Origin of the sequence: Pseudomonas sp. BO3-4 (assembly GCF_034044115.1) — a bacterium.
Taxonomy (GTDB): Bacteria; Pseudomonadota; Gammaproteobacteria; order Pseudomonadales; family Pseudomonadaceae; genus Aquipseudomonas; species Aquipseudomonas alloputida.
This window is the reverse complement of record NZ_CP139018.1, coordinates 1,243,724-1,268,330: the sequence shown is the minus strand read 5'-3', so window position 1 is coordinate 1,268,330 and position 24,607 is coordinate 1,243,724. Positions and strand designations below refer to the sequence as shown.

Here is a 24,607-nt window from a genome sequence, read left to right as displayed (position 1 = left end):
CCCCATGCGCCTCACCCCTACCCTGCTGCTCAGTGCCCTGCTGCCGCTGTTCGCTGGCTGCCAGCTACTGGCCGAGCAGCCCCGTGACCCGAACATCGGCACCACACGCATGCAGGGCGAACTGAGCGCCAACGGCGGCCGCCTGTTGTTCAAGCCCTGCAGCGAAGCACGCCGCTTCGTGATCAACGACGTCGCCGGCACCGGCATCCTGCAGGAGTCCGCCAACCTGGCCAAGGACGCCAATGCCAAGTTGTTCGCCGACGTGCGCGGTCGCCTCACGGGCGCCAAGCAGGCCGACAACGACGGCCAGCTGGAAGTCAGCCGCCTGTACCGCCTGGAACCCTCCACCCGCGCTTGCGACGACCCCAACTTCAAGCAGCTGACCCTGCGCGCCAAAGGCCATGAACCGGACTGGGACATCAAGGCCAGCGGCAAGGGCATGGTGCTCAACCGCATCGGCAAAGACCCGCTGCCACTGCCATTTCTCGAAGAAGAAGTGCCCGGCGGCGGCCTGACCCTGACCAGCGAAGCCAACGGCCAGCACGTGGAACTGTGGGTCGCCCCGCAACGCTGCGTCGACAGCGCCACCGGCGCCATCCACCACCTGCGCGCCGAACTGCGCATCGACGGCCAGACCCTGCGCGGCTGCGGTTACTACGGAGGTGCGCGCGACAACTGATCGCCGGGCGCTTTTATCCTGCCAGTCAGGGCGTCTAACAGCTTATACTTGGCGGTTTGTGTAAAGCCGCCGGCCGCCCATGGCCGGGATACTGGACCCTGCCATGCTACGAATCACCGAACTGAAGCTGCCCCTGGACCATCCCGACGAAGCGTTGCGCGAAGCCATCGTCCAGCGCCTGGGCATCCGCGACGAGCAACTGCTCAGCTTCAACCTGTTCAAGCGCAGCTACGATGCGCGCAAGAAGAACAGCGAACTGCTGTTCATCTACACCATCGACCTGGAAGCCAGCAACGAAGCCGAGCTGCTCAGCAAGTTCGCCGATGATCGCAACATCGGCCCAGCCCCCGACGTCACCTATAAGTTTGTTGGCCAGGCCCCGGCAGGCCTGCAGGAGCGCCCGATCGTGGTCGGTTTCGGCCCGTGCGGCATCTTTGCCGGCCTGTTGCTGGCACAAATGGGCTTCAAGCCGATCATCCTCGAACGCGGCAAGGAAGTGCGCCAGCGCACCAAGGACACCTGGGGCCTGTGGCGTAAAAGCGTGCTCAACCCTGAGTCCAACGTGCAGTTCGGTGAAGGCGGCGCCGGTACCTTCTCGGACGGCAAGCTGTACAGCCAGATCAAGGACCCGCAACACCACGGCCGCAAAGTGCTGGAAGAATTCGTCAAGGCCGGTGCGCCAGACGAAATCCTGTACATCAACAAGCCGCACATCGGCACCTTCCGCCTCACCGGCATGGTCGAACAGATGCGCCAGGACATGATCGCCCTGGGGGCCGACGTGCGCTTCCAGGAGAAGGTCACCGACCTGTTGATCGAAGATGGCCAACTGACCGGTGTAGTGCTTGAAAGCGGCGAGCAGTTGCACTCTCGCCATGTGGTATTGGCTCTGGGCCACAGCGCCCGCGACACCTTCCGCATGCTGCACGCCAAAGGTGTCTACATGGAAGCCAAGCCGTTCTCGGTGGGCTTCCGTATCGAGCACCCGCAAACGCTGATAGACAAGGCACGTCTGGGCAAGTACGCCGGCCACCCGAAACTGGGTGCCGCCGACTACAAGCTGGTTTACCACGCCAAGAATGGCCGCTCGGTATACAGTTTCTGCATGTGTCCGGGTGGCACCGTGGTCGCGGCCACCAGCGAGCCTGGGCGAGTCGTCACCAACGGCATGAGCCAGTATTCGCGTAACGAGCGCAACGCCAACTCCGGCATCGTCGTCGGCATCGACCCCGAGCGCGACTACCCGGGTGGCCCGTTGGCCGGTATCGAACTACAGGAGCGCCTGGAGGCGCACGCCTATGTAATGGGCGGCAGCAACTACCAGGCCCCGGCGCAGCTGGTGGGTGATTTTGTCGCCGGCCGGCCCTCGACCGCACTGGGCAGTGTCGAGCCGTCCTACAAGCCGGGCGTGACCTTGGGTGACCTGGCGCCGAGCCTGCCGGACTTCGCCATCGAGGCGATCCGTGAGGCACTGCCGGCGTTCGACCGGCAGATCAAGGGCTATAACCTGCATGATGCGGTGTTGACCGGGATCGAGACGCGTACCTCGTCGCCACTGCGGATTACCCGGGGTGAGGACTACCAGAGCCTGAACCTCAAAGGGCTGTTCCCGGCGGGTGAAGGGGCCGGGTACGCGGGCGGGATCCTGTCAGCTGGTGTGGATGGCATTCGCATCGCAGAGGCGGTGGCGCGGGATATGCTCGGCCTCTGACTCTTTAGCGACTGACAGGGCCTCTTCGCGGGTAAACCCGCTCCTACACGGAACAATGGCCCCCTGTAGGAGCGGGTTTACCCGCGAAAGGGCCCGGTCCGGCACCAGACTATTCCAGCACCTACTCCAGACTTCCCCTCCCCCATCCTTCCCCAAATCCATCTAGGCTTGCCCCAGGCCTGTCAGCAACAACATATAACAAAAACGAATATGTCTTTTGTTTGAAAGCATATCTCTACAGGCTAGGGTGTACGCCCGCACCCTTCGTAAACTGCTCATGGAGGGCCTACAGCCCGTGCGTAGCCTGTTTACCCGTTTCTTCCAGCTCGAAGCTGCCAGCGGCCTGCTGCTGATCGCCGCCGCCGTTCTGGCCCTGATCATCAACAACTCGCCACTGTCCTACCTGTACGGCGGCTTGCTCGACGTACCCGTCGCCGTCCAGGTCGGCGCGCTGAACATCGCCAAGCCATTGCTACTGTGGATCAACGACGGCCTGATGGCCCTGTTCTTCCTGCTCATCGGCCTGGAGGTCAAACGCGAGGTGGTCGACGGTCACCTGTCCAAGCCCTCACAAGTGATTCTGCCTGCCACCGCAGCCGTGGGCGGCATGGTGGTGCCAGCGCTGATCTACTGGTTCATCAACCGTGACAACCCTGCAGCTGTGGCAGGCTGGGCGATCCCTACCGCCACCGACATCGCCTTCGCCCTCGGCGTCCTGGCCCTGCTCGGCAAGCGCGTACCGGTGTCACTGAAGTTGTTCCTGATGACCCTGGCGATCATCGACGACCTGGGTGCGATCATTGTCATCGCCCTGTTCTACTCCGGCACCCTGTCGAGTGTGTCGCTGCTGCTGGCTGCGGCCTGTCTGGTGGTGCTGGTGGCGATGAACCGGCTTGGCGTCGTCAAGCTCGGGCCCTACATGATCGTTGGCCTGATCCTGTGGGTCTGCGTGCTCAAAAGTGGCGTGCACGCCACTCTGGCCGGTGTCGCCCTGGCCCTGTGCATCCCCCTGCGTACACGCAATGCTGAATCGTCACCTCTTTTGGCGCTGGAACACGCCCTGCACCCTTGGGTGGCCTATGCCATCCTGCCCATTTTCGCCTTCGCCAATGCCGGCGTTTCGCTGGCAGGCATGACCGTAGACAGCTTCATCCACCCCGTGCCGATGGGCATCACGGTCGGCCTGTTGCTGGGCAAGACCGTGGGGGTTTTCGGCCTGACCTGGGTGGCGGTCAAGCTGCGCCTGGCCGCGCTGCCTGCGGGTGCGGGTTGGGGGCAAATTCTGGGGGTGGCGATACTCTGCGGCATTGGCTTCACCATGAGCCTGTTCGTAGGCTCGCTCGCCTTCGCCCCGGGTAGCAGTGAGTATGCCGGCATGGACCGCATGGGTATTCTTACTGGTTCGTTCTTTGCCGCGGTGATCGGCTACGCCGTCACCGCAATGGCCAGCCGCAAAACCAGCGTTGCCTGACTTGGCTGAAGCATGAAAAAACCCCGACTGGCAGCAGCCATGTCGGGGTTTTGTTTTACTGCGCTACGGTCAGTGCGAAACGCGGCTGGTACCGTCAACTGTCATGATGCGCACGCGCTCGCCAACGCGGAAGACTTCGTTCTCCTGCACGGCCTGTACATAGGCGCGCATGCTGCCATCATCTTCACGAACGGTAATTTCGACACCTTGGGTACGGGTCAGGCCTTCTTCTGCTGCGGAACCCGCCAAGCCACCGGCCACGGCACCGATCACGGCAGCCACGATGCTGCCACGGCCACCGCCCACGGCGCTGCCGGCTACACCACCCACGATGGCACCGGCACCGCCGCCAATCGGGGTCTTGGTGCCCTCGATCTTGACCGGACGCAGGGATTCGATGGTACCCATACGCACGGTTTGCACGCGGCGGGCTTCGTCACGAGAGTAGCTGTCACCGGTCAGGCTCGAGGCACAGCCCCCCAGCAGCAGCGACATGGTGGTAAAGGTCGCCACCAGCAAAGCGGATTTACGCATGGGTAAAGTCTCCATAAGTCAGGTGCTCATTAGACGCTGCACATTGACGGCTGTCACGGTACAAACGTAATAAAATTGTTTTCATTCAGCCGGGGTACAGCCTGCCGGGCTGTGTCGAAGGCCTTTCAAGTGAGACCAAGAATAGCCATGGATTACTTCATCGTCGTGGTCACCACCGTTGCGGGACTGTATTTCCACTGGTGGTTGTATGTGCGCATGCGCCGCTGGATGGACCGCGACCTGGCGTTGTCGCTGGCAGGGGCCGATCCTGAAAAACGCGCGTTCATGCTGGAAAGGTTGGCGCAGGCGCGCCAGGAGAAGGTGGGGCGTAAGCAACTGGCGGGGTGGTTGGAGCGCGAGGCGGCAGGTTATCCGGGGTAGCTTGATCAATGGCTGGGGCCGCTTGGCGGCCCCAGTTGCTCAGGGCGCCAGCCGCTCTCGCAGCCACTGCCCATCCACCAGCCGATAGTTCAAACGATCATGCAGGCGGCTTGCCCGCCCCTGCCAGAACTCGATGCGCTCGGGCAACAAACGGTATCCCCCCCAATGCTCAGGGCAGTGCGGCTGGGTGTCGGAGAAACGCGCTTCGGTGGCCTTAACCAGGCCCTCCAGCTCTTCACGCCCGGCAATCACGCGGCTCTGTGGCGAAGCCCAAGCCCCTAGGCGACTGCCCAGCGGGCGTACCTGGTAGTAGGCATCCGACTCCTGCGCCGTGACCTTCTGCACCCGGCCCTCAATGCGCACCTGACGTTCCAGGGCCGGCCAGAAGAAGGTCATTGCCGCAAAGGGGTTGGCTTGCAGTTGCTGGCCCTTGGCGCTGTCATAGTTGGTGAAGAAGGTGAAACCCTGCTCGTCGAGCCCCTTCAACAGCAAAACACGGCAATGCGGGCGACCTTCGCCGTCCACCGTGGCCAAGGTCATGGCGTTGGCTTCTACCGGTACCTGCTCGGTTTTCACCGCATCGGCGAACCACTGGTGGAACAGGGCGAACGGCTCCCCTGGTGCCTGGGCTTCGGCCAGGCCATCACGGGTGTAGTCGCGGCGCATATCGGCCAGGGATTGGGTCATTACTGCGGTTCCTTGACGATCAGTTGGTCTTCGCAGGGCTGTTGGCAGCTACTTTCTTGTCAACGGCAGCTTTCTTGGCGGCAGGCTTGGCCGGCGCAGCTTTTTTCTTGGCTGCAGTCTTCGCAGGCGTTTTGGCCTTGGCTACAGGTTTCTTCACCGCAGCCTTGACGGCCGGTTTGCTGCCAGCGGCCTTGGCGGCGGGTGCCTTGGCATCCTGCACCGCCACCATCGAGGCCGGGGCGGGTGCCGGGGCGGCCTGCTGGTATTTGGCCAGCAGCGCGACCATGGTGTTTTGCGGGGTCAGCAACATTTCCACGCGGCGGTTCAGGGCGCGCCCCTCGGCGCTGTCGTTGGCAGCGCGCGGCATCACCGAACCCATACCCTTGAGGGTCAGGCGGTCACGCTGCAGGCCGCTGAGGCGGAAGATGGCCGATACCGAAGCGGCGCGCTCCAGGCTGAGCTTCTGGTTGGCAACGGCGGCACCGCTGCTGTCGGCATGGCCCAGTACCAGCACGGCAGTCTTGGGGTCGCCTTCGACAGTCTTGGCGACGCGGGTGATCGGGCCCAGGGACATGGGCAGCAACATGTTCGGGCGATCGGGATTGTACGAGCTGTCCACCGGCAGGGTTACCGCCAGCACATTGTCACGACGCTCCAGCTCCAGCTTGCTGTCCTTGATCGCTTCGCGCAGCTTGGGCTCGTATTCGTCCAGCCAGGCCTGCGTGGCCTTCTGATCGATCTTTGGCACCACCGGCCCCTTGGCTTGCTTGTCGTCACCGCCAAACGGCCACCACCAGCGGCTGGAGCTTTCGGATTTGGCATCGGCTTTGGCCACGTTTTCAGTGACGGCTGACTTCACTTCCTGCTCGGCAACCTTGTCCGAACCGAAAGGCCACCAGCTGGAGCCACCTTCCTTGGAGCCGTCCGGGGAGTGGCTGGCGCAGCCGGTAACGGCGGTCAGGCACAGGGCGAGTGCTAAGGTTTTATGTGAAGACATCAGCGATACACCATGAAATAGAAAGATATTTTGCCTACGAACTTCAGGCGTTGGCATTGAGAATAGTCAAAGGGGTGTGGCAATACCCGCATTACCCGATCAAAGGCAACTGGCAAGGACGCGTACCAGTTTCTGGGCGCGTGGGTCCATCAGCACGTAAGGGCCGAGGGTATTGACCACAAAACCGAAGGCCACATCGTACTCCGGGTCGGCAAAACCGACCGAACCACCGGCACCGGGGTGGCCAAAGGCGCGGGCGCCGAGACCAAAGGTGGCATTGGCCACATCGGGCTGGTCGAGCATGCAGCCCAGGCCGAAACGGGTCTGGGTGAGCAAGGTACGGTCCTGGCCAAGGCTATGCTCGCGGGTCAGCTCATCGAGCAGTTCGGATTCAAGCAGGCTGCCGTCCAGCAGCCCGGCATAGAACCCTGCCAGGCTGCGTGCGTTGCCATGGCCATTGGCCGCTGGCTGCTGCATGCGCCGCCATTCCGGTTTGTTGGTGCTGGTCAGTATCGCGGGCGGATTGGTAAAGGCACGGGTCGACAGTGCCTCAGGCTCGCGCATGGTCACCTGCAGCAAGCGTTGCGCTGCACTGTCTCCAGCATTGCCCTTGCCACGGGCGATATGCGCCACGCGGTGGAACTCTTCGTCGGCCAGGCCAACATGGAAATCCAGCCCCAATGGGCGGGCGGTGCGGGCCACGATCGAGTCGCCAGGGCCACGGCCGTCGGCACGGCGAATCAGCTCGCCGATCAGCCAGCCATAGGTGATGGCGGCATAGCCGTGTTCTGTGCCTGGCGTCCACCACGGTGTCTCGGCTGCCAGGGCATCGACCATGAACTGCCAGTCATACAAGGCTTCAGCCGGCAACAGCTTGCGTATGGCCGGTAAGCCGGCACGGTGGCTGAGTAGCTGACGCAAGGTGATCGACTGCTTACCCGCCTGGGCAAACTCGGGCCAGTAGTTGGCAACCGGAGCATCGAGGGCCAGCTTGCCCTCGCCGACCAGCTGCAGGGCGGTAACAGCCGCGAAAGTCTTGGTGCAGGAGAACAGGTTGGCGATGGTATCGCTGTGCCAGGCCTGCTGGCCGTCCTTGTCGGCACTGCCAGCCCACAGGTCAACGACGGTTTCGCCACCCACCTGGATGCACAGCGCGGCGCCACGCTCCTGGGGATCATCGAACAGCGCGGCAAAAGCTTCGCGCACAGCTTCGAACTTCAGCTCATAGTGACCCTGGATCTGCACCCGCTGCTCTCCGTACGACCATTATCCAAAAAGGTGTGCATTGTTTCAGTAGTTGGGTGTTTTGCAAACAGGCTTGGGCCAAGTGGTCGCGACACAAGGCCGCTCTCACCTGGGTTGACTGCATCTGCCTGATCTCAAGGGGCCGGTTTTTCCAGCTCGGCACGCAGTTGGTTCATGGTTTGCAGATTGCTTTTGCGCACGGCATCGACAAACCCTGGATAGGGCATATCGGTAATCGCCACCAGCCCAAGGTGGCCGTTCTCACCATCGAGCAGGCGACCGCTGGCCGGTTGGTCGAGGTACTGGAACCAGTGCGCACCAACGATCATCGGCTGCGCCAGGGCCGCCTTGAGGAAGTTTGCGTAGGCCGGGCCGCGATCCTCTTCCCGCGCCAGCTCCAATGGCCCCGGCCAGAACGGCCCGCGATCACGCGAGCCGAACTGGAACTCGGACACCAGCACTGGCTTGTCCAGCTCCGCCAGGCGGGCAAAGTCGTAGCCGTCCTGCGGCTTGAGGGTATAGAAGTTGAAGCTCAGAACATCGCAGAACTCGGCGCAGGCCTTGACCGCCTCCGGTGTGCTGACCGCATAGCGGCCCCCCAGGAGCATGTGATTGGGCGCATGCCACTTCAACGAATCGGAAATGGTCTTGAAGTAGGTCTCGGCAAATACCCGCTGGAAGTGCTGGTAGTCACGTTCGATTTCCGGGTGCTCCGGGTCAGGCAACGGCGCCTCGAAGCCAGGATCTTCCATGAGTTCCCAGGCGGTCAGTTCGATGCCCCAGGCCTTGGACAACCCTTCCTGGTTGCGATACTTGTCGCGCAACTGCTTGAGGAATGCGCGTTTGGCTGGCACGTCGGTGGTCAGGCGCAAGGTGCCGTAGGCCAGGCCATAACGGCTCTTGGGGTCGCTTCCAGGAGCGGCCCAGGCCAGTTCGTTATCGGCGAAGTAGCCGATGAGCCAAGGGTCGTCACGGTGATCACGCGCGGCGATGGCCACGGCACGTTCGGTGGCCATGGCAAAACGCGGGTCGAACGGGTCGGGCATGCGGCCCCACCAGTCCATGCCAGTGCTGATGCTGGCGTAGTCGCCTACGATCGACAGCGGCAAGGTATACGGCATGCGTCTGGCTTGGCCAAGCGTCGGCTCGCTCCAGTTGCCAACAGTGTTGAACCCCCAGGCCTGAAGGCGATCAAGCGCATGCGCCTGCCAGCGGTCGGCATCCAGCACCGGCGGCGCGCAATCGGCTGGCTGGCCCTCCACTGCGGGCGGACAGGGTTTGCCATAGGTACGCTGCAGGTTGGCGGCGTAGAAGTCGAACCAGCGCCCCTGCTTGAAATTGCGCCCTTGCGACGAGGCATTGCCATCGTCGTTATTGCTTTCGCCATAGAACGCCGCCAATGCATCGCCCTCAGCGGGCAAGGCCTTGAACATGCCTTCGCGCCCGGCGACATACGTACGCCCGCCGTCTGCCGCCACGGCGTTCACCCCCAGGGAATAAAACGGGTGCCCATCCGGCGTTACCAGGTACCAGCGGCCATCACGCTTTTCGGTGCGAAAGAAGCCCTTGGCTGCAAAGGCCGGGCCGCCCACCAGGCCCCCGTAAGCGTCCAATTGCTGCTTGCCACGCTCTGCCAACCAGCCCTTGAGCTGTTGCTGTTCACGGGTATCGGCCGCCTTGAGCTGCTCGTCACTGGATACCTTCTCGGGCCAATTACCGCGAGTCGACTGGCCATAAGCATCAATCAGTTCGTGGTAGGCCGCCCTGTACGCCTGGTCGTCATCCTGGATACCGACACGCTCGATCAGCAGGCTCTGCGCCACCTTGGGGCTGGGGATGCTCAGGCTGACCGAGGTCACCTGCTTGAGGTCGATTGCACCGGCACTGCTGGTCAAAAGGAGGCGCTGACCACCATGGTTCCAGGGCATCGGCGGGCCGGCGCGCATGCCCTGGTCCAACGGCGAACTGGCCGTCAGGGGCACCAGCACGGTTTGCGCGGGCCCCGCGGGCAGGTCGATACGGCTGGTCAAGGTGCGGCCATCGCTGCCTTGCACGGTGACATCCACGGTCAATGCCCAATCCATGGCACTTTGCAGGCGCAAGGTCAGGAACTGCCCAGCGGACCAGTCCCACACCCCACTCTGCGGGCTCAGGCGTAGGGTCGGCTGCTGGGCCGAGTTGAACACCACACGCCGCAACACCTCGCCCTCGGCCGTTTGTTCCGCGTTGTACTGCGGCATGCCGGCATCCACCGTCGCCACATTGACCACCGAAGCCGGGCGCACGAAGCTGAACAGCGTCTGCTGCCCGGCCAGCAAGGGCGAACTGCACAATAAGGCGAATACGGCGGGCAGGGTGCGGCGGATCATAAGGCTGGGGCTCTCCTTCAGGACCCTGATGGGCCCAAGACGAGTAATGGACAATGCGCCGGCGCAAGTGCTCCGGCGGTCAGGAAATTTCCCGCCGGAACGGCGGCAGCGCATTGAGAATAGCCTTGCCGTAGCGCTGCGTGACCAAGCGCCGGTCAAGCAAGGTGATAACGCCGCGATCCTGCTCGGTACGCAGAAGGCGGCCGCAGGCCTGGATCAGCTTCAACGAGGCGTCAGGCACGGCAATTTCCATGAACGGGTTGCCGCCACGTGCCTCGATCCACTCGGCCAGCGCAGCTTCGACCGGGTCGTCGGGCACAGCAAAGGGAATCTTGGCGATGACCACGTGCTCGCAATACGCGCCCGGCAGGTCGACACCCTCGGCAAAGCTGGCAAGGCCGAACAGCACGCTGTGCTGGCCATCGTCGACCCGCGCCTTGTGCTTGTTCAGTGTTTCCTGCTTTGAAAGGTTGCCCTGGATGAGCACCAGCTTGCGCCAGTCACGGTCCAGACCGTCAAACACATCCTGCATCTGCTTGCGTGACGAGAACAACACCAGCGCGCCACGGGCATCTTCGACGATGTTCGGCAGTTCGCGGATGATCGCCGCGGTGTGCGCTGCTGCATCGCGTGGGTCGGCCTGCAGGTCGGGGACCCGCAACAGGCCGGCATCGCCATGCACGAACGGGCTGGGCACCACGCAGGTGACTGCGTCGCGCGGCAACCCCGAGCGCATGCGGAAACGGTCGAACTTGCCCAGCGCGGTCAATGTCGCCGAGGTCACCAGCGCGCCGTGGGCCACGCTCCACAGGCTGCGCCGCAGCATGTCGGCGGCGAGGATGGGGCTGGCATTGACTTCGATGTCGAACAGCGCGCCACTTTCGGCCAAGGTCAGCCAGCGCGCCATGGGCGGGCTGTCTTCCGGGTCTTCGGCGGTGAAGGCCGTCCACAGCTCCCAGTTACCCTGGGCACGGGTGACCAGGCTGCCAAACAGCGGATACCACTCTTCGGCCTGGTGGCTGGCAATGCCGATATTGACCTCGCCGTCCATGCCTTCCTTGAGCAGGTCCGCCAGGCGGGTGAACAGATCGTTGAGGCGGGCAAAACCCTTTTTCAGTTCGATGCCCACTTCGCGAATCTGCTCCGGCACCACCCCACCCTCGAAACGGTAACGCGGACGCTCACGGCCTTCGGTGTCCTCGCTGGGACGGAAGTCAGCCACCTGTTCACAAAGGGTGAACATGAACTGCTGCTGGGTGCGTACTTCTCGCGCCAGCTCCGGCACCTGCTCGATGTACTTGCCCAGGTCGCCGGGCAGCGGATGCTGGGCCAGCAATTTGGTCAGGTTCTTGGCGGTCTGTTCCAGCCAGTCGGCGGTGGAACGCAGCCGCGAATAATGGGCGAAATGGCCGATGGCCTTGTCTGGCAGATGATGGCCTTCGTCGAACACGTACATGGTATCGCGTGGGTCGGGTAACACTGCACCGCCACCCAGGGCCAGGTCGGCCAGGACCATGTCGTGGTTGGTGACGATCACATCGACCTTGCCCATGCCTTCGCGGGCCTTGTAGAACACGCACTGCTGGAAGTTGGGGCAGTGGCGGCCGGTGCACTGGCTGTGGTCGGTGGTCAGCCGTGCCCAGTCCTGGTCTTCCAGGGCCTCTGGCCAGCTGTCACGGTCACCGTCCCAGCGGTTGCCGGCAAGCTTTTCGATCATGCTGTTGAACAGCTTCTGGCTGCGCTCGTCGACTTCGATGCGGAAGCCTTCTTCCTCGAACAACTGAGCCGTGGCTGACTGGGCGTGGCCTTCCTGCAACAGGATGTCGAGCTTGGACAGGCACAGATAGCGGCCACGGCCCTTGGCCAGGGCGAAACTGAAGTTGAGGCCGCTGCTGCGCATCAGGTCGGGCAGGTCCTTGAAGACGATCTGTTCCTGCAGGGCCACGGTGGCCGTGGCGATCACCAGGCGTTTGCCGGCGGCCTTGGCAGCCGGGATGGCCGCCAGGCTGTAGGCTACCGTCTTGCCGGTACCGGTGCCCGCTTCCACGGCCACCACGGCAGGCTCGCCAGCGCGGCGGCCTTCATCGTCGCAGGCAATGTCGCCAAGCACTTTGGCCACTTCGGCGATCATCAGGCGCTGCCCATAGCGCGGCTTGAGGCTCTTGGCTTCGAGAAAACGCGAATAGGCGCCCTGGATAGTGGCTTTGAGTTCGTTGCTGATCATGGTCTGCAGGCGCCCGGAGGGCTGGATATATTTTCAGTGTTTCGCATGGGGCGGCTATCATACCCCGCTATTGCCCTTTCTGCCGCATGGAGATCCGGATGCTCGCCTTTGCCCTGCCCTACACCCTGCATGTTCTGGCCGCACTCGTATGGGTCGGCGGCATGTTCTTCGCCTGGCTGGTGCTGCGCCCGGCAACGGTTGCAGCCCTTGAAGGGCCTGCCCGCCTGCGCTTGTGGGTGGAAGTTTTCCGACGCTTCTTCGGCTGGGTCTGGCTGGCGGTGGCGATTTTGGCGATAAGTGGTATCGGCATGTTGCACATGCGCTTCAGCGGTTTCGAGACGGCGCCCCGGTACGTGCACGTGATGATCGGTGGCGGGATCGCCATGTTTGCCTTGTTCATGCGCATTCAGGCGTTGCTGCTGCCGGAATTGAAGGCAGCGGTGCAGGCCGAGGACTGGCCGACGGGTGCGGCGGTACTGGGGCGCATTCGGAGGATGGTGGGGATCAATCTGCTGCTGGGGCTGGCAGTGGTTGCGGTGGCCAGTTCACGACTGGTCATCTGACAGGCGCTGCGTGCAACCTGCAGCGAAGCCGGTGCCACGGTGCATGGCGCCGGCGTTGCCGGTGTTCGTGGGCAAGCCCGCTCCGGCAAGGGGTCGCAGTGAGCATCAGAGGCGCTGCAAGATCAGTTCACCCGCGGCGCCTCCCGCGGACGGGGAATGGACATGACATGGAAGATTCCCGTCAACAGGATTTGCAAACGGTCAAACCAACGGTGACTGCGCCCGCGCAGGCTGCGATTGAAAAACAGCACTTCAAGCAGGTGCAGGCCAAACAAGACGATGCCTGCGGCATTGATCAGCAGATTGAAGGGCAAGGGTTGTGGCATCAGCTGATTGAACAGCACTACCCCCCAGAAAGCGACCGTCAGGACCTTGCCCAGGCCCAGGATGAACTTCATACCACGCCCCTATAGAGAGTTGTCATGTCGAGGTGGCCTGATCGAGCAAACCGTGCGAACAACATTAACGGCAAGGCCAAGACAGGCACCAGCACCACTCAGTTGAGGTGCAGCTCCACCCGTCGGTTGCGCGCGCGGCCCTCCTCGGTTTCGTTGTCGGTAACCGGTTCGCTTTCCCCACGGCCCTGGCTGGTGACCTTGCCCATCTCCAAGCCCTGGCCGATCAGGTACTCGGCAACGCTACTGGCGCGGCGTTCGGAAAGTGCCTGGTTGTAGCTGTCGGAGCCCACACCGTCGGTGTGCCCGATCACACGAACCTTGGCCACCGTCGGTGAATTGAGCTTCTCCACCAGGCCTTGCAGGCGTTGCTGGGCCGCCGGCGTCAGTTCGGCGGAGTCGAAGGCGAACATCACCGCGCCGTTGTCATCGAGGGTGATCACCTCTGGCGAGGGTTCGGGTGCACTGGCAGGTGGCGCGGCCGGGTACTGCTTCAGTGGGCAGCCCATGTGATCGACCGCCGTGTTGGCCGGGGTCTCGGGGCAGTGATCGCGCCGGTCGAAAATGCCGTCACCATCTTCGTCACCGTCCTGGGCGTAACAAATCAGCCCGCCGGCGATGGCGCCCAAGGCGCCACCACCGGCAGCCCAGGAAGAACTCTCGATGGCACCAAGGCCACCACCGACCAAGCCGCCCAGCAGGCTGCAGATGGGCCAGGTCCTTTGATTGAGGGGCGCGCTGCCATCGCTGTGCGTAGCGCAGCCCGTGAGCAGGCTGGCAGCCACCAACAGCGGCAAAGCCGCCTTCGACGTCACACTCATGCTGAATGCTCCTGTGTCATTGGCCACAAACGGCTGGCCGGCATGAAGACGCGCCCGTGCCACTGCTCGAGGCACGGGCGCCCGCCGTCTTACCGCTGGATCTTGATCTCGGTACGACGGTTCATGGCACGCCCTTCGGCCGTGGCGTTGTCTGCCACCGGCTGGGTTTCACCCGCGCCGACCACCGAAACGAAGCTGCTGCGCGGTACACCGCTCTCGACCAGGTAGTCGGTCACCGAATGGGCACGTCGCTCGGACAGTTTCTGGTTGTAGCTGTCGGAACCGACGCTGTCGGTATGGCCGCTGACGCTAAGGCGGGCAGAGGGCGCTTCCTGTTTCAGGCGCGTGGCAATGGTATTGAGGCGCTCTTTGTCACTGGCCGTCAGGCGCGCAGAATCGAACTCGAAGTGCACATCGCGGATGACAATGACTTCTTCCTTCTGCACCACCACTTCTTCGACCACCGCAACCGGCTCAGGCGGGCATCCGTTGGCATCGACCTGCACACCACGCGGGGTGCCAGGGCACTTGTCACGGCTGTCTGGCACGCCGTCGCCATCCTCGTCGCCATCGCCATGGGCCCAGCAATAGCCCGCCGCCAGGCCACCGCCCAGCAACGCGCCCCAGCCAGCCCAGCTGGAGCTTTCGATGGCGCCCAGGGCGGCGCCGCCTACACCCCCGACGGCGGCACATTTCGGCCAGTCGGTTTTTTGCAAACCTGCACAACCAGTCAACACACTGGTGAGCAGTACCAGGGGTAACGCTGTGCGTACTATGCTCATTTCATTGCTTCTCCTAGGGGGAATCGGCATAAGGCCGATCTCTGGGAGTAAAGACCGCGCATTCCAACCCTGCCAGCAATAAGCTACGACACGGTCACATGCCCCTTTGCCCGCACGCCGCAGCCCGCTAGTCTTGGATGACTTGAACGAGGAATGGCAATGACCGAAGGTTTCTCCAAACGCACCCCGCAACAGGCCCTGGCAGCCCTGCTCGAGCGCTTCACTCCACAACGGCTGCTGCTGGTGGGTACGCGCTTCCCAGCGCTGGACGCTTTCGCCCAGGCACACCCCCAGGTAACCATCGACACCGCCGCCCCCGGGCCGCTGCCGGCCGAACTGGCCGCCAAGCGCTTTGACCTGGCGGTACTGGTGGACTGCCTGGAGCACTTGCCCAAGCGCACCGGCCTGGAGCTGCTCGGCGGCATTCGCAACCTCAATGCCAGCCGGGTTGCAGTGCTGGCCGACCTGGCTGCCTGCGGCTGGCAGGACACCGACTTTTTCGCCCTGGCCATGTCGGCCAGCGAGAAATTCTGCCGTGAGCAACAGGTTTTGAACCTGTTCACCTATGATCTACATGACTATAAGCAGGTCCCGGACTGGCTCAATGCCAGGTTCTGGGCCAACCCTGAAAACTTCGGCAAGTACTGGTGGTGATGATGAGTGTCTCGGTCTGCCCTTGTGGCAGTGGCAACCTGCTTGACGCCTGCTGCGGGCATTACCATGCCGGTACCCCGGCACCGGATGCCCAGGCCCTGATGCGCTCACGCTACAGTGCCTACGTGCTGGGCCTGGTCGACTACCTGGTAGCCACCACCCTACCGGCCCAGCAAGCCGGCCTGGACCGTGCTGCCATGGCCGACTGGAGTGCACAGAGCACCTGGCTGGGCCTGGAGGTGGAAAGCGCAGAAGTGCTGGGCGGCCAACCCGAGCACAGCTTCGTCACCTTCACCGCACGCTGGCACGACCAAGACGGCGATCATCAGCACCGCGAACGCTCGGCGTTCGTCCAGCATGCCGGCCGCTGGTACTTCATCGACCCAACGGTCGGGTTGAAGGCCGGGCGCAACGACCCCTGCCCCTGCGCCAGCGGGCACAAATTCAAGAAATGCTGCGCCAGCTACGTAGGGAACTGAACATGATCAAGCGCACCCGTCTGCTACTGCTCGGTGCGCTACTGGCATGGCTGACGGGCTGTGCCAGTTGGGGTGAGGACTGGCGCGAGCCCGAAGTGCATCTGGTCGAGGTCGAAACGGTCAAGGCCAGGTTGCTGGAACAGGAGTTCGTGTTGCACCTGCGGGTCGACAACCCCAATGACAGCCGCCTGTTCATTCGTAACGTGTCGTATGCAATACGCCTCAATGACCTGCTACTGGTGCAGGATGAAGCCAGCATATGGCGCAGCGTGGGCGGGCATGCAGGGCGCACTTTCAAGATCACCGCACGAACCAACCTGTGGCAGCACCTGAAGCCACTGGCCAAGCTGCTCAGAAGCAAGCAGCCGCTGCATTACACCCTGCAGGGCGAACTGGCGACCGGGTTGCTCATCCATCGGGACCTGCACATCTCGCGCAGTGGTGAGATAATCCCCGACGATTACATACCGGAGTAACCCTGCAATGTCCCAACAACCCCACGTTCATGGCCCTGACTGCAACCATGACCATGACCATGATCACCACCACGACCACGGCCATGTACACGGCCCGCACTGCAACCACGGCCACCAGGAGCCGGTACGCAACGCCCTGAAGGACGTTGGCCGTAACGACCCGTGCCCGTGCGGTAGCGAGAAGAAGTACAAGAAGTGCCACGGCGCCTGATCGACTGACGCCATAAAAATCTGAGAGATGGCTCGAACACTGTGGGAGCGGGCGCGCCCGCGAACACGGGCGAAGCCCGTGCCATACACCGCGTCGCATGCTTCGCGTGCTTGCCCACTCCCCCAGGTAGCGTGCCAGCCTCTGGATCATGAGCCTGACACAGGAGGCTACGCGGCCTTTCGCCGGTTAGCCCCCAGCAGATCCTGGTACCAGAGGCCGGCATCATAGGCGATGGTCACCAGGGTGGTCTCGACATACCGCGGGTGCTGGGCCATGCGCTGGGCAACCGCCAGGCAGGCAGCGGCTGTATTACCGACGAAAATGCCACTCTGCATGTAGAACCAGCGCTGTGCGGCCAGCATTTCTGCATGTTGCACCTGGGCCCGCTCGTCCACCAGCGACCAGTCCATGAACGGCGGGCAAACGCCCACGGCCATGCCTTCAAAACGATGATCGGTGAACACGCCAGCCCTCGAATCACAGCCATTGGGGTCGACCAGCACCGTCGACACGTCGAAGCCATGGTCTTTCAGCCCCAGGGTGATACCCGTGAAACTGGCGCCAGTACCCGCACAGCCCACGAACAGGATCTGCCGCCCTGCCCCGGCGTTGGTCAGTTGCACGGCCAGTTCACTGGCAGTCTGATAACGATGGGCCTCGATGCCTACCGGGTTGTTGAACTGGTCGGTGTAGAAGTATGACTTGCCCAGCGCGGCCTGGTTATCCAGGTGATGCATCACCACGTCCTTGGGTGTGGCACCGGCCATCAGCATTTCCTTGCCGATCAGTCGGGCACCGAAACACTCCAGCAGATCCCGCTTGGTCTGGCTGAAGCTCAGCCCGACCGCCAGCTCTACGGCGACCTGGTACTTGTGGCAGGCCGCCAGCAAGCCAAAGCCGAAGCTGCCACCGGTTTTCTCGATGACGGTCGTCACCCCGGGAATGATGTCCCCCTTGCGCACGGCATGTTCGATGATCCGCCGCGCCGCCCGGTATTTGTGGCTACCGCCCGGGTTGTTCATTTCCAGCTTGGTGTAGATACGATCGCTGACACTGATGAGCTCGCTCATTTGCGGCTACCTTCCATTGACGTTTGCAGGCAGGCCTTGTTCTGCAGCAGGCTGGCGGTGGCAACCAGCAGCCCCAGGCAGAGGACCATGCAGATGGCGTTGGTACCGTCCCAGCCAACCGAGCTCAGCAACAACGAGGGGCTGAATGCGCCGAGGGTGGCAAAAATGGCAATCGCCAGGTCGTTCTTGCCCTGCATCTGCATCGCTGCCGGGCTGTTTTGCAGTGACTGGGCCAGCAAGGCACCTCCGCCTACGTAAGTGAGGTTCCAGCCCAGCCCGAGGGCAATCAGTGCCAAGGTCATCATGGCGTAGCTGTGCGACCAGATATTCATCGCCGAGCAACCGATCAACAGGGCCAGGCCCGCGCAAATGGTGGTCTTGATACCCAGCCGCTGGATGATGGCGCCGGTGAAGAACGACGGGGCAAACATGGCAATCACATGCCACTGGATCGCCAGGCGGACGTCAGTGAAGTCCTCGTGCATGTGTTTCATGTGCATCGAGGCCTGGATCATCAGCAGGTTCATGATCCCGTAGCCCAGCGCAGCGACAGCCATTGCCACAACCACGCTCGGGCCTGCCGGCTCGGCACGGACACTGGCCGGCTTTGCTGCGCTGTTGACCGCGCTGGCCTTACCGGCATCGTTGGGCAGGCACAGCGCAATCAACAATGAAAGCAACGCCAGGCCGACAAACGCGGCATAACACAGCGAAAACAGTGGGTAGCCACCCACGTCACGCAGCCACTCGGTAAGCGTCGGCCCGACGACAGCCGCGATGACCCCGCCCGCCACGACCAGCGAAAGCGCCTTGGGCTTCAAGGCCTGGGAAAGATTGTCGGTTGCCGCGAACCGGTTGAAGTTGGCGAACGCGATGTACACACCCAATGCAGAGTGGCTGAGGACCAGCGTTGGAAAATGCTGGTGCTCCACCGCCAGAAAGCCGCTGACGCCAGACAGCGCCAGGGGAATCGCGCCCAGCATGAACGCCTTTTTACGGCCGATACGGCTCATCAGCCTGGAGACCGGATAAGTTGCCAGCATCAGGCATAGAAACTGGAACCCGTACGGCACCGTGGACCATGCGGCATCAGGCGCCAGCGCAGCCCCGACAATGGCGGCCATCGTCACCGACATCACGGCAGTCGTCAGGTTGATCGACTGTGCGGTGAAGTACAGGTACGTGCGCCGCGGTAACGTGCTGTTCATAGTGCGTGCTCGTGATAAGTGGACAAGTCGATTTCGGCCTCGGGGAACACGCAGATCAGCCGTTCCTTGCCTTTACCCAGGCGTTTGCGCTTGACGCTAAGGCGCCCGATGCGCCGAGGCGAATCGAGGTGCGTACCACCGCACGGGATTTCGATGCCGTCGTAGGTCCACAAACGCGCGTCTTCCAGGCCTTGAACCGCGTAGTGCTCGATCGGCGCATCGCAGCCAATCAGTTCATTCGCCCGTCGTTCTATTTCAAGTACGTCTTCAGCCGTGAAAGCGTCCTCGACCAGGAAGTCGAAACGGGCCGTGTCCTCCTTGATATGGCAGCCGATCGTCCATTGCTTCAGTTCTTCACGCAGCCCGATGGCGGCGGCATACAGGAAGTGGCTGGCACTGTGAGACAACGTCAGCCGTTCGCGCCGTTCAATATCGATAGTGACGCGGGCCGGCATGCCCACGGTGACTTCATCCAACAGGTGTAAATCATCCGGGTGCAGGCTGTGAATAATAATGCCGCCCAGTTTTCCGCCTTTGAAACCGTCCAGGCGAATAGGGCTACCGTAGAGTTTTTTAACCCAGACGAATCGCACGGTACCCACCGGTAATTCAATGGTGCCGAAGTCCGCTTCCTGGCCGCCCCCTTCTGGATAGGCCACCGTACTCAGCAACTCGATGCCGTCACTGTGCACCCGCGCTACTTGCGTATTCGCGCCCGCCAGGTACTGGTCTTTGTAATACAGTTTTTCGGTATTTCTTAAAACTTCATAGTTCAGAGCGTTCATGATTCCAATACCACCTGCAATGATGTTTTAACCTGTACCCGGGCAGCGGCCGGGACGTCTTTGGTCACAATGCAGCCCGGCCCGATAAACGCACCGTCACCGACATGAATTGCGCCCAGCACACTGGCGAAAGCGCCGATCTGCACCCGGTTACCCAACGTCGGGTGCCTGGGGCTCGAGGGGTTGTCACTGATACCGCGGGCGCCCAGGGTTACGCCGCCAAGCACGTAGCAATCGTCACCAATGGTCGACGTTTCACCAATGACGGTGCCCATGCCGTGATCGATGATGAAGCGCGCACCAATGCGGCTGCGGAAATGGATCTCCGCCCCCGAAAGCATTTTTCCGCGCCTGGAGATCATGGCGGCCAGGCATTGACCGCCGGCGCCGTAGGTCGCGGCGCTATTGTTGTAGATCCAATGGGCCAGCCGATAATGCAAAACCGCAGAATAAGAGGTGTAGGTTTTTGCAATGAAGACCAGGTCGCGGCCGGCAGCCGGATCTTTCATGGCAAATGCCTGTAAATCGGCATGTGCCTGTTCAGTCACACGTTCAATGACCGGTGTTTCTTTCAGTGCTTCGAACTCGACGATTGAACAACACTCCAATAACGCCGAGGTCACAAGATTCTTTACAACTTTGAATGACTCCAGTTCGTCAGGGACAGGAAGCCTGGCAATGACGGCTGATTGCATGTCCATAGGGTGCATGGGCTTGATATCCAGTTGTCTGGTCTGCACAGACGCTAAAAGTGCCGCCTTTGTTGGCAGCCGATAGTTCCGACACGGGGATATTGGCATGTGCTGGCCATTTGCAAACGAACAGTCGACAAGCATTTCCGTTAACTGTTAGGCTTTTTTTTCTAACGGTTTCGGACCTGCCATGATCCCCTGCAGCCTTCATCACCTTTTGAAACAACGCCTGGATGCAGGCGAGTGGTTGCCCGGGCAACGCATGCCCTCCATCCGCAAGCTGACCGCTGCAGTGGACTTCAGTTACCACGACGTCGTGTCGGCCTATGCCCAGCTGGTCAGCGAAGGGGTATTGACGGCATCACCTGGGCGAGGCTACTTCGTGGCAAACCGCGCCAGGCAGACCAGCGTGATCCACGAACCCGAATGCATGGCCGGCGACCCCCTGTTCCGGCTGCTGCAGGGCGGCCAGCACTTCACCAAGCTGGGCAGCGGCTGGCTGCCCCCCGCGTGGCGCGACACCGAACTGCTGGCCAAGGCAATTCGTCGCACGGCGCGGCTGGAGCAAAGCTCGCTGGCAGAGTACGGCGACATCCAGGGGTACCTGCCCATGCGCAAACAGCTGTGCGTGCACATGAAACGGCTGACCCGTGTCGAAGCACGGCCCAACCAGTTGCTGACCACACTGGGTGCCACGCAAGGCCTGGACCTGGTTGCACGGTTGCTGATCAAACCGGGCGACCACGTTTTCGTCGACGAGCCGGGCAACGGCAACCTGATCAAGCTGATCCAACTGGCTGGCGGGCACGTCGTCGGCATTCGGCGGACCCAGGACGGGCCAGATGTGGAAGAAATGAGAAGCCACCTGGCCAGGCACAAGGTCAAGGCGTTTTTCTGCAACAGCACCTTCCACAACCCGACCGGCAGCAACATCAGCCCGCACAACGCCTTCAGCGTCCTGCGCCTGGCGGTGGAGCACGAGTTCTTCGTGGTCGAGGACGATGTCTATGGGGACTTCAGCCCTGCTGTGCGCCAGACCTTTGCCGAGCTGGACAACCTTGACCGGGTTATCTACATCGGCAGCTTCTCCAAATGCCTGTCGGCATCGCTGCGCGTGGGGTTCATTGCCTGCTCGCAAGACCTGATCGAACCGCTCACACGCCTTAAACTGCTGACCTGCGTCGCCGTCCCTGCGTTTTGCGAACGCTTCGTCAACACCATATTGTCGGATGGCACGTATGCCCGGCACATGAAAGACGTGCAGCAGCGCCTGATCCGCCAGCAAGTGCAAACCCAACGCTTGCTGCTCGAGCGCGGCTGGCAGTTCGATATAGCGCCGCAAGGGGGTATGTTCCTTTGGGTCTACCACCCGGACCTGCCCGACCTGCAACCTTTCATGCGTAAACTGGAGCAACACAAGATCCTGCTGATGCCGGGCTCTGCATTCGCGGTGAGCCGTGACTACCAACGCTACACGCGCATCAATTGCACGCATTTTTCCGACGCCTTGGCCGAGCACTTCGAGGTTTGACCCGGCGCGATCAAATAAACCGACCTGGGACCTTGCATGGCGCCTGCGCGCTTACTACCTTAGCGCCTTTCCAAACCAGCCTCGCCTTGCAGGAGCCCTTGCCATGGCCGCCCCCGCCTTTCCTCCCTTCCGCCTGCGGTTCGCAACCGCTGCCACCCTGCTCGGCATGCTCGGGCTGGCCGGCTGCCAGACGGGCGGCTACCAGGATAGCGTGCCACCGACCAGCGGCGTGCAGCCGCTCAAAGGCCTGGCACAGAATGTTTCGGTACGGCGCAATGCCATGGGCGCGCCGCTGATCGAAAGCAGCAGCTTCCATGATGCGCTGTTCAGCCTGGGCTATGTGCACGCCGGCGACCGCATCGAACAGATGGTCGCCATGCGCCTGCTCGCCCAAGGCCGTCTGGCCGAACTGGCCGGCAGCGAGGCGCTGGATATCGACCGCCTCATGCGCGCCGCCAACCTCAAGCAAAGTGCCGCCCAGCAATACGCCGACGCATCGCCACGGCTCAAGCGCTTCTTCGAAGTGTACGCGCGCGGGGTCAACGCCTACCTGTTCCGCTACCGCGACAAGCTGCCAGCAGGCCTGGCCAGTAGTGGCTATCGCCCCGAATACTGGAAGCCTGAAGACTCGGCGCTGATCTTCTGCCTGTACGCGTTCAGCCAGTCGGTCAACCTGCAAGAGGAACTCAGCGCCCTGACCCTGGCGCAGAAAGCCGGTAGCGACAAGCTGGCCTGGTTGCTGCCCGGGGCCCCGGACGAGCCGCTGGCCGAAATGGAAGTGGACAAGCTCAAGGGCCTGAACCTGGCCAGCCAGTTGCCGGGGCTGCCAGCCCTGGCAGCTGCCAGCCAGAAGCTCGCCGACCTCGACCTGCTCGGTAGCCCGGGGTCGGCCAACCTGGCCCTGGGCCCGCAGCGCAGCCGCAGCGGCAAGAGCCTGCTGGCCAGCGACAGCCGCGCCGCCTGGGCCTTGAGCCCGGTACAAATCAATACCAGCAAGTACCAGGTTGCCGGCCTGTCCTTGCCGGGCCTGCCAATTGTGCTGGCCGGCTACAATGGCAAGCTGGCCTGGAGCAGCAGCGCGGTCATGGCCGACAATCAGGACCTGTTCCTCGAGCAGCTGCGCCGCCAAGGCAATCAGCTGAGCTACCTGGCCGATGGTAAATGGCTGCCGGCCCGCGCCCGCAGCGAAACCTACTTTGTACGTGGCCAGCGACCCGTGCGCGAAGTGATGTACGACACCCGCCACGGCACCCTGCTGGCCCAGCCAGAAAACGCCAGCCTGGGCCTGGCGCTGAACCTGCCCCAATTCAAAGGTGATCGCAGCCTGGATGCTCTGTTCGACCTGACGCGGGCCAAGAACGTGGAGCGGGCCTTCGACAGCACACGTGAAGTGACGGCTGCTGCCGTCAACTTTGTTTTCGCCGAGCCTGAGCACATCGGCTGGCAAGTCAGTGGCCGCTACCCCAATCGCCGCGAAGGCCAGGGCCTGCTGCCCTCGCCGGGCTGGGACGGGCGTTACGACTGGGACGGCTATGCCGACCCGATGCTGCACCCGTACGACCAGGACCCGCCCGCAGGCTGGATCGGCCACGCCAACCAGCGCAGCCTGCCGCGCGGCTATGGCATGCAGCTGTCCAGCACCTGGTACTACCCCGAACGTGCCGAACGTCTGGCACAGCTGGCCGGCAACGGTCGCCACGACAGTCGCAGCCTGATGGCCCTGCAGAACGACCAAGTGACCCTGCTGGCCAACAAGCTCAAGCAGATGTTCGACGCACCCGGCATGGCCCAGCCACTGAAGCAGGCGATCGACGCCCTCCCCGCCGGGCAGCGCGACAAGGCCCGCGACACGCTGGCCCGGCTCAAGGCCTTCGATGGCCGCCTGAGCCCGGTGTCGGCCGATGCCGCGCTGTACGAGTTGTTCTTGCAGGAGGTCGCTCGCCAGACCTTCCTCGATGACCTGGGCCCGGAGGCCGGCCCGGCGTGGCAGGCATTCGTCAGCAATGCACGTTTGTCGTTCTCGGCGCAGGCCGATCATCTGCTGGGCCGCGATGACAGCCCCTTCTGGGATGACCGCAACACGCCGCAAAAAGAAGACAAGCCCGCCATCCTCGCCCGCAGCCTGGCGGGCGCAATGGAGGCCGGGATCGCGCAGCTGGGTGCCGACCGACGCACCTGGCAGTGGGGCCAGCTGCACCAGTACCGCTGGCCGGCACCGGCCTACCATGGCCTGGGGGATGCGATCAGCCGTGCGCCGCTTGCCGCAGGCGGCGACTTCACTACCCTGGCCCTCACACCATTCGCCTGGGGCAGCGACTTCGACACGCATCTGCCAGCCTCGGCACGGATGATCGTCGACTTCGGCCAGGCCGAACCGTTGCAGATACTGACCAGCAGCGGCCAGTCCGGCAACCCGGCCAGCGCGCATTACCGCGACGGGCTGGATGCCTGGTTCAAAGGGCGCTTCATGAGCCTGCCACTGCAACAGCAGAACTTCGGCAGGGCGTATGGCAACCAGCGGCTTACATTGGTACCGGGGCGGTAACGGCATTCTTCAGGGGTGCATGAGGGGGCTTGATGAAGTTTTTCAGCAGCGCCCTCCCAAATCCATCCGAACTAACGTCTGGCACCATGCCTCTTAA

24 protein-coding genes are annotated in these 24,607 nt (G+C 62.7%); 11 read left to right on the top strand and 13 right to left on the bottom strand.

All coding sequences use genetic code 11. The features are described from left to right. The first annotated feature begins 4 nt into the window (after positions 1–4). From REH59_RS05790 to nhaA, 3 genes are all read left to right on the top strand, one after another. A complete protein-coding gene (locus REH59_RS05790) occupies positions 5–679 on the top strand; it encodes a COG3650 family protein (RefSeq protein WP_014860078.1) in 675 nt (224 codons plus the stop codon). Between the two features lie 103 nt (positions 680–782). After that, the gene (locus REH59_RS05785; RefSeq protein WP_003254881.1) at positions 783–2,390 is read left to right on the top strand and encodes an NAD(P)/FAD-dependent oxidoreductase; all 1,608 of its coding nucleotides are present in this window, start codon (positions 783–785) and stop codon (positions 2,388–2,390) included. Between the two features lie 277 nt (positions 2,391–2,667). Further along, positions 2,668–3,861 carry a Na+/H+ antiporter NhaA gene (gene nhaA / locus REH59_RS05780; protein ID WP_029380530.1) on the top strand — a complete coding sequence of 398 codons (1,194 nt, stop codon included), beginning with the start codon at positions 2,668–2,670 and terminating at the stop codon, positions 3,859–3,861. Positions 3,862–3,930: 69 nt separating this feature from the next. On the opposite strand, the gene REH59_RS05775 is transcribed toward nhaA, so the two are convergent. Continuing rightward, entirely contained in the window at positions 3,931–4,395 is a 465-nt protein-coding gene (locus tag REH59_RS05775) for a glycine zipper 2TM domain-containing protein (protein WP_003254883.1), read from the bottom strand. Between the two features lie 147 nt (positions 4,396–4,542). Here REH59_RS05775 and REH59_RS05770 point away from each other — a divergent pair, with 147 nt between their 5' ends. Beyond that, positions 4,543–4,776, top strand: coding sequence for a hypothetical protein (locus REH59_RS05770; RefSeq protein WP_014860076.1), 234 nt, complete (start codon positions 4,543–4,545; stop codon positions 4,774–4,776). A 39-nt stretch (positions 4,777–4,815) separates the two neighbouring features. Here REH59_RS05770 and pdxH read toward each other — a convergent pair whose 3' ends face one another. From pdxH to dinG, 5 genes are all read right to left on the bottom strand, one after another. Then, the gene (pdxH, locus tag REH59_RS05765; protein ID WP_003254885.1) at positions 4,816–5,463 is read right to left on the bottom strand and encodes a pyridoxamine 5'-phosphate oxidase; all 648 of its coding nucleotides are present in this window, start codon (positions 5,461–5,463) and stop codon (positions 4,816–4,818) included. Positions 5,464–5,482: 19 nt separating this feature from the next. Beyond that, a complete protein-coding gene (locus tag REH59_RS05760; RefSeq protein WP_012051421.1) occupies positions 5,483–6,460 on the bottom strand; it encodes an OmpA family protein in 978 nt (325 codons plus the stop codon). Positions 6,461–6,559: 99 nt separating this feature from the next. Then, positions 6,560–7,705 (bottom strand): EstA family serine hydrolase, encoded by a 1,146-nt coding sequence (locus REH59_RS05755; protein WP_004576208.1) that lies wholly within the window; start codon positions 7,703–7,705, stop codon positions 6,560–6,562. A gap of 134 nt (positions 7,706–7,839) precedes the next feature. Further along, on the bottom strand, positions 7,840–10,074 hold the full coding sequence (locus REH59_RS05750) for a beta-galactosidase (protein ID WP_014860075.1): 2,235 nt from the start codon (positions 10,072–10,074) through the stop codon (positions 7,840–7,842). A gap of 79 nt (positions 10,075–10,153) precedes the next feature. Beyond that, on the bottom strand, positions 10,154–12,298 hold the full coding sequence (gene dinG, locus REH59_RS05745) for an ATP-dependent DNA helicase DinG (RefSeq protein ID WP_003254889.1): 2,145 nt from the start codon (positions 12,296–12,298) through the stop codon (positions 10,154–10,156). A gap of 98 nt (positions 12,299–12,396) precedes the next feature. Between dinG and REH59_RS05740 the strand changes: the two genes are divergently transcribed. Continuing rightward, on the top strand, positions 12,397–12,861 hold the full coding sequence (locus REH59_RS05740; protein WP_003254890.1) for a CopD family protein: 465 nt from the start codon (positions 12,397–12,399) through the stop codon (positions 12,859–12,861). 122 nt (positions 12,862–12,983) lie between these two features. Here the strand turns inward: REH59_RS05740 and REH59_RS05735 are convergent, their stop codons facing one another. The 3 genes from REH59_RS05735 to REH59_RS05725 all read right to left on the bottom strand — a co-directional run bounded on the left by REH59_RS05735 (position 12,984) and on the right by REH59_RS05725 (position 14,859). Next, complete coding sequence (locus REH59_RS05735) at positions 12,984–13,259, bottom strand: DUF1145 domain-containing protein (RefSeq protein ID WP_003254892.1); 276 nt, start codon at positions 13,257–13,259, stop codon at positions 12,984–12,986. Between the two features lie 98 nt (positions 13,260–13,357). Further along, the gene (locus REH59_RS05730; RefSeq protein ID WP_004576210.1) at positions 13,358–14,077 is read right to left on the bottom strand and encodes an OmpA family protein; all 720 of its coding nucleotides are present in this window, start codon (positions 14,075–14,077) and stop codon (positions 13,358–13,360) included. A gap of 89 nt (positions 14,078–14,166) precedes the next feature. After that, a complete protein-coding gene (locus tag REH59_RS05725) occupies positions 14,167–14,859 on the bottom strand; it encodes an OmpA family protein (protein ID WP_010952284.1) in 693 nt (230 codons plus the stop codon). 159 nt (positions 14,860–15,018) lie between these two features. On the opposite strand from REH59_RS05725, the gene REH59_RS05720 reads away from it, so the two are divergent. From REH59_RS05720 to REH59_RS05705, 4 genes are read left to right on the top strand one after another with little or no spacing between them, the layout of a single operon-like run. Then, positions 15,019–15,513, top strand: a complete 495-nt coding sequence (locus REH59_RS05720) for a DUF6231 family protein (protein WP_004576211.1) — start codon at positions 15,019–15,021, stop codon at positions 15,511–15,513. A 2-nt stretch (positions 15,514–15,515) separates the two neighbouring features. Further along, complete coding sequence (locus REH59_RS05715; protein ID WP_003254897.1) at positions 15,516–15,992, top strand: YchJ family protein; 477 nt, start codon at positions 15,516–15,518, stop codon at positions 15,990–15,992. 2 nt (positions 15,993–15,994) lie between these two features. After that, positions 15,995–16,468 (top strand): LEA type 2 family protein, encoded by a 474-nt coding sequence (locus REH59_RS05710; RefSeq protein ID WP_014860072.1) that lies wholly within the window; start codon positions 15,995–15,997, stop codon positions 16,466–16,468. A 7-nt stretch (positions 16,469–16,475) separates the two neighbouring features. After that, positions 16,476–16,679, top strand: a complete 204-nt coding sequence (locus tag REH59_RS05705; protein ID WP_014860071.1) for an SEC-C metal-binding domain-containing protein — start codon at positions 16,476–16,478, stop codon at positions 16,677–16,679. Between the two features lie 167 nt (positions 16,680–16,846). Here the strand turns inward: REH59_RS05705 and REH59_RS05700 are convergent, their stop codons facing one another. The 4 genes from REH59_RS05700 to REH59_RS05685 are packed head-to-tail and all read right to left on the bottom strand — an operon-like array spanning position 16,847 to position 20,452. Beyond that, positions 16,847–17,749, bottom strand: coding sequence for a pyridoxal-phosphate dependent enzyme (locus tag REH59_RS05700; RefSeq protein WP_014860070.1), 903 nt, complete (start codon positions 17,747–17,749; stop codon positions 16,847–16,849). After that, positions 17,746–18,957: an MFS transporter gene (locus REH59_RS05695; RefSeq protein ID WP_014860069.1), complete on the bottom strand. Its 1,212-nt coding sequence runs from the start codon at positions 18,955–18,957 to the stop codon at positions 17,746–17,748. The genes REH59_RS05700 and REH59_RS05695 overlap by 4 nt, the downstream gene beginning before the upstream one ends. Then, complete coding sequence (locus REH59_RS05690) at positions 18,954–19,742, bottom strand: alanyl-tRNA editing protein (protein ID WP_004576216.1); 789 nt, start codon at positions 19,740–19,742, stop codon at positions 18,954–18,956. The genes REH59_RS05695 and REH59_RS05690 overlap by 4 nt, the downstream gene beginning before the upstream one ends. Then, positions 19,739–20,452 carry a serine O-acetyltransferase gene (locus REH59_RS05685; RefSeq protein ID WP_003254905.1) on the bottom strand — a complete coding sequence of 238 codons (714 nt, stop codon included), beginning with the start codon at positions 20,450–20,452 and terminating at the stop codon, positions 19,739–19,741. Before REH59_RS05685 ends, REH59_RS05690 begins: the two co-directional genes overlap by 4 nt. 172 nt (positions 20,453–20,624) lie before the next feature. Here REH59_RS05685 and REH59_RS05680 point away from each other — a divergent pair, with 172 nt between their 5' ends. Both REH59_RS05680 and REH59_RS05675 read left to right on the top strand, forming a co-directional pair. Next, complete coding sequence (locus REH59_RS05680) at positions 20,625–21,965, top strand: PLP-dependent aminotransferase family protein (protein WP_012051411.1); 1,341 nt, start codon at positions 20,625–20,627, stop codon at positions 21,963–21,965. 103 nt (positions 21,966–22,068) lie between these two features. Next, on the top strand, positions 22,069–24,510 hold the full coding sequence (locus REH59_RS05675; RefSeq protein WP_014860068.1) for a penicillin acylase family protein: 2,442 nt from the start codon (positions 22,069–22,071) through the stop codon (positions 24,508–24,510). The last annotated feature ends 97 nt before the right edge of the window (positions 24,511–24,607 follow it).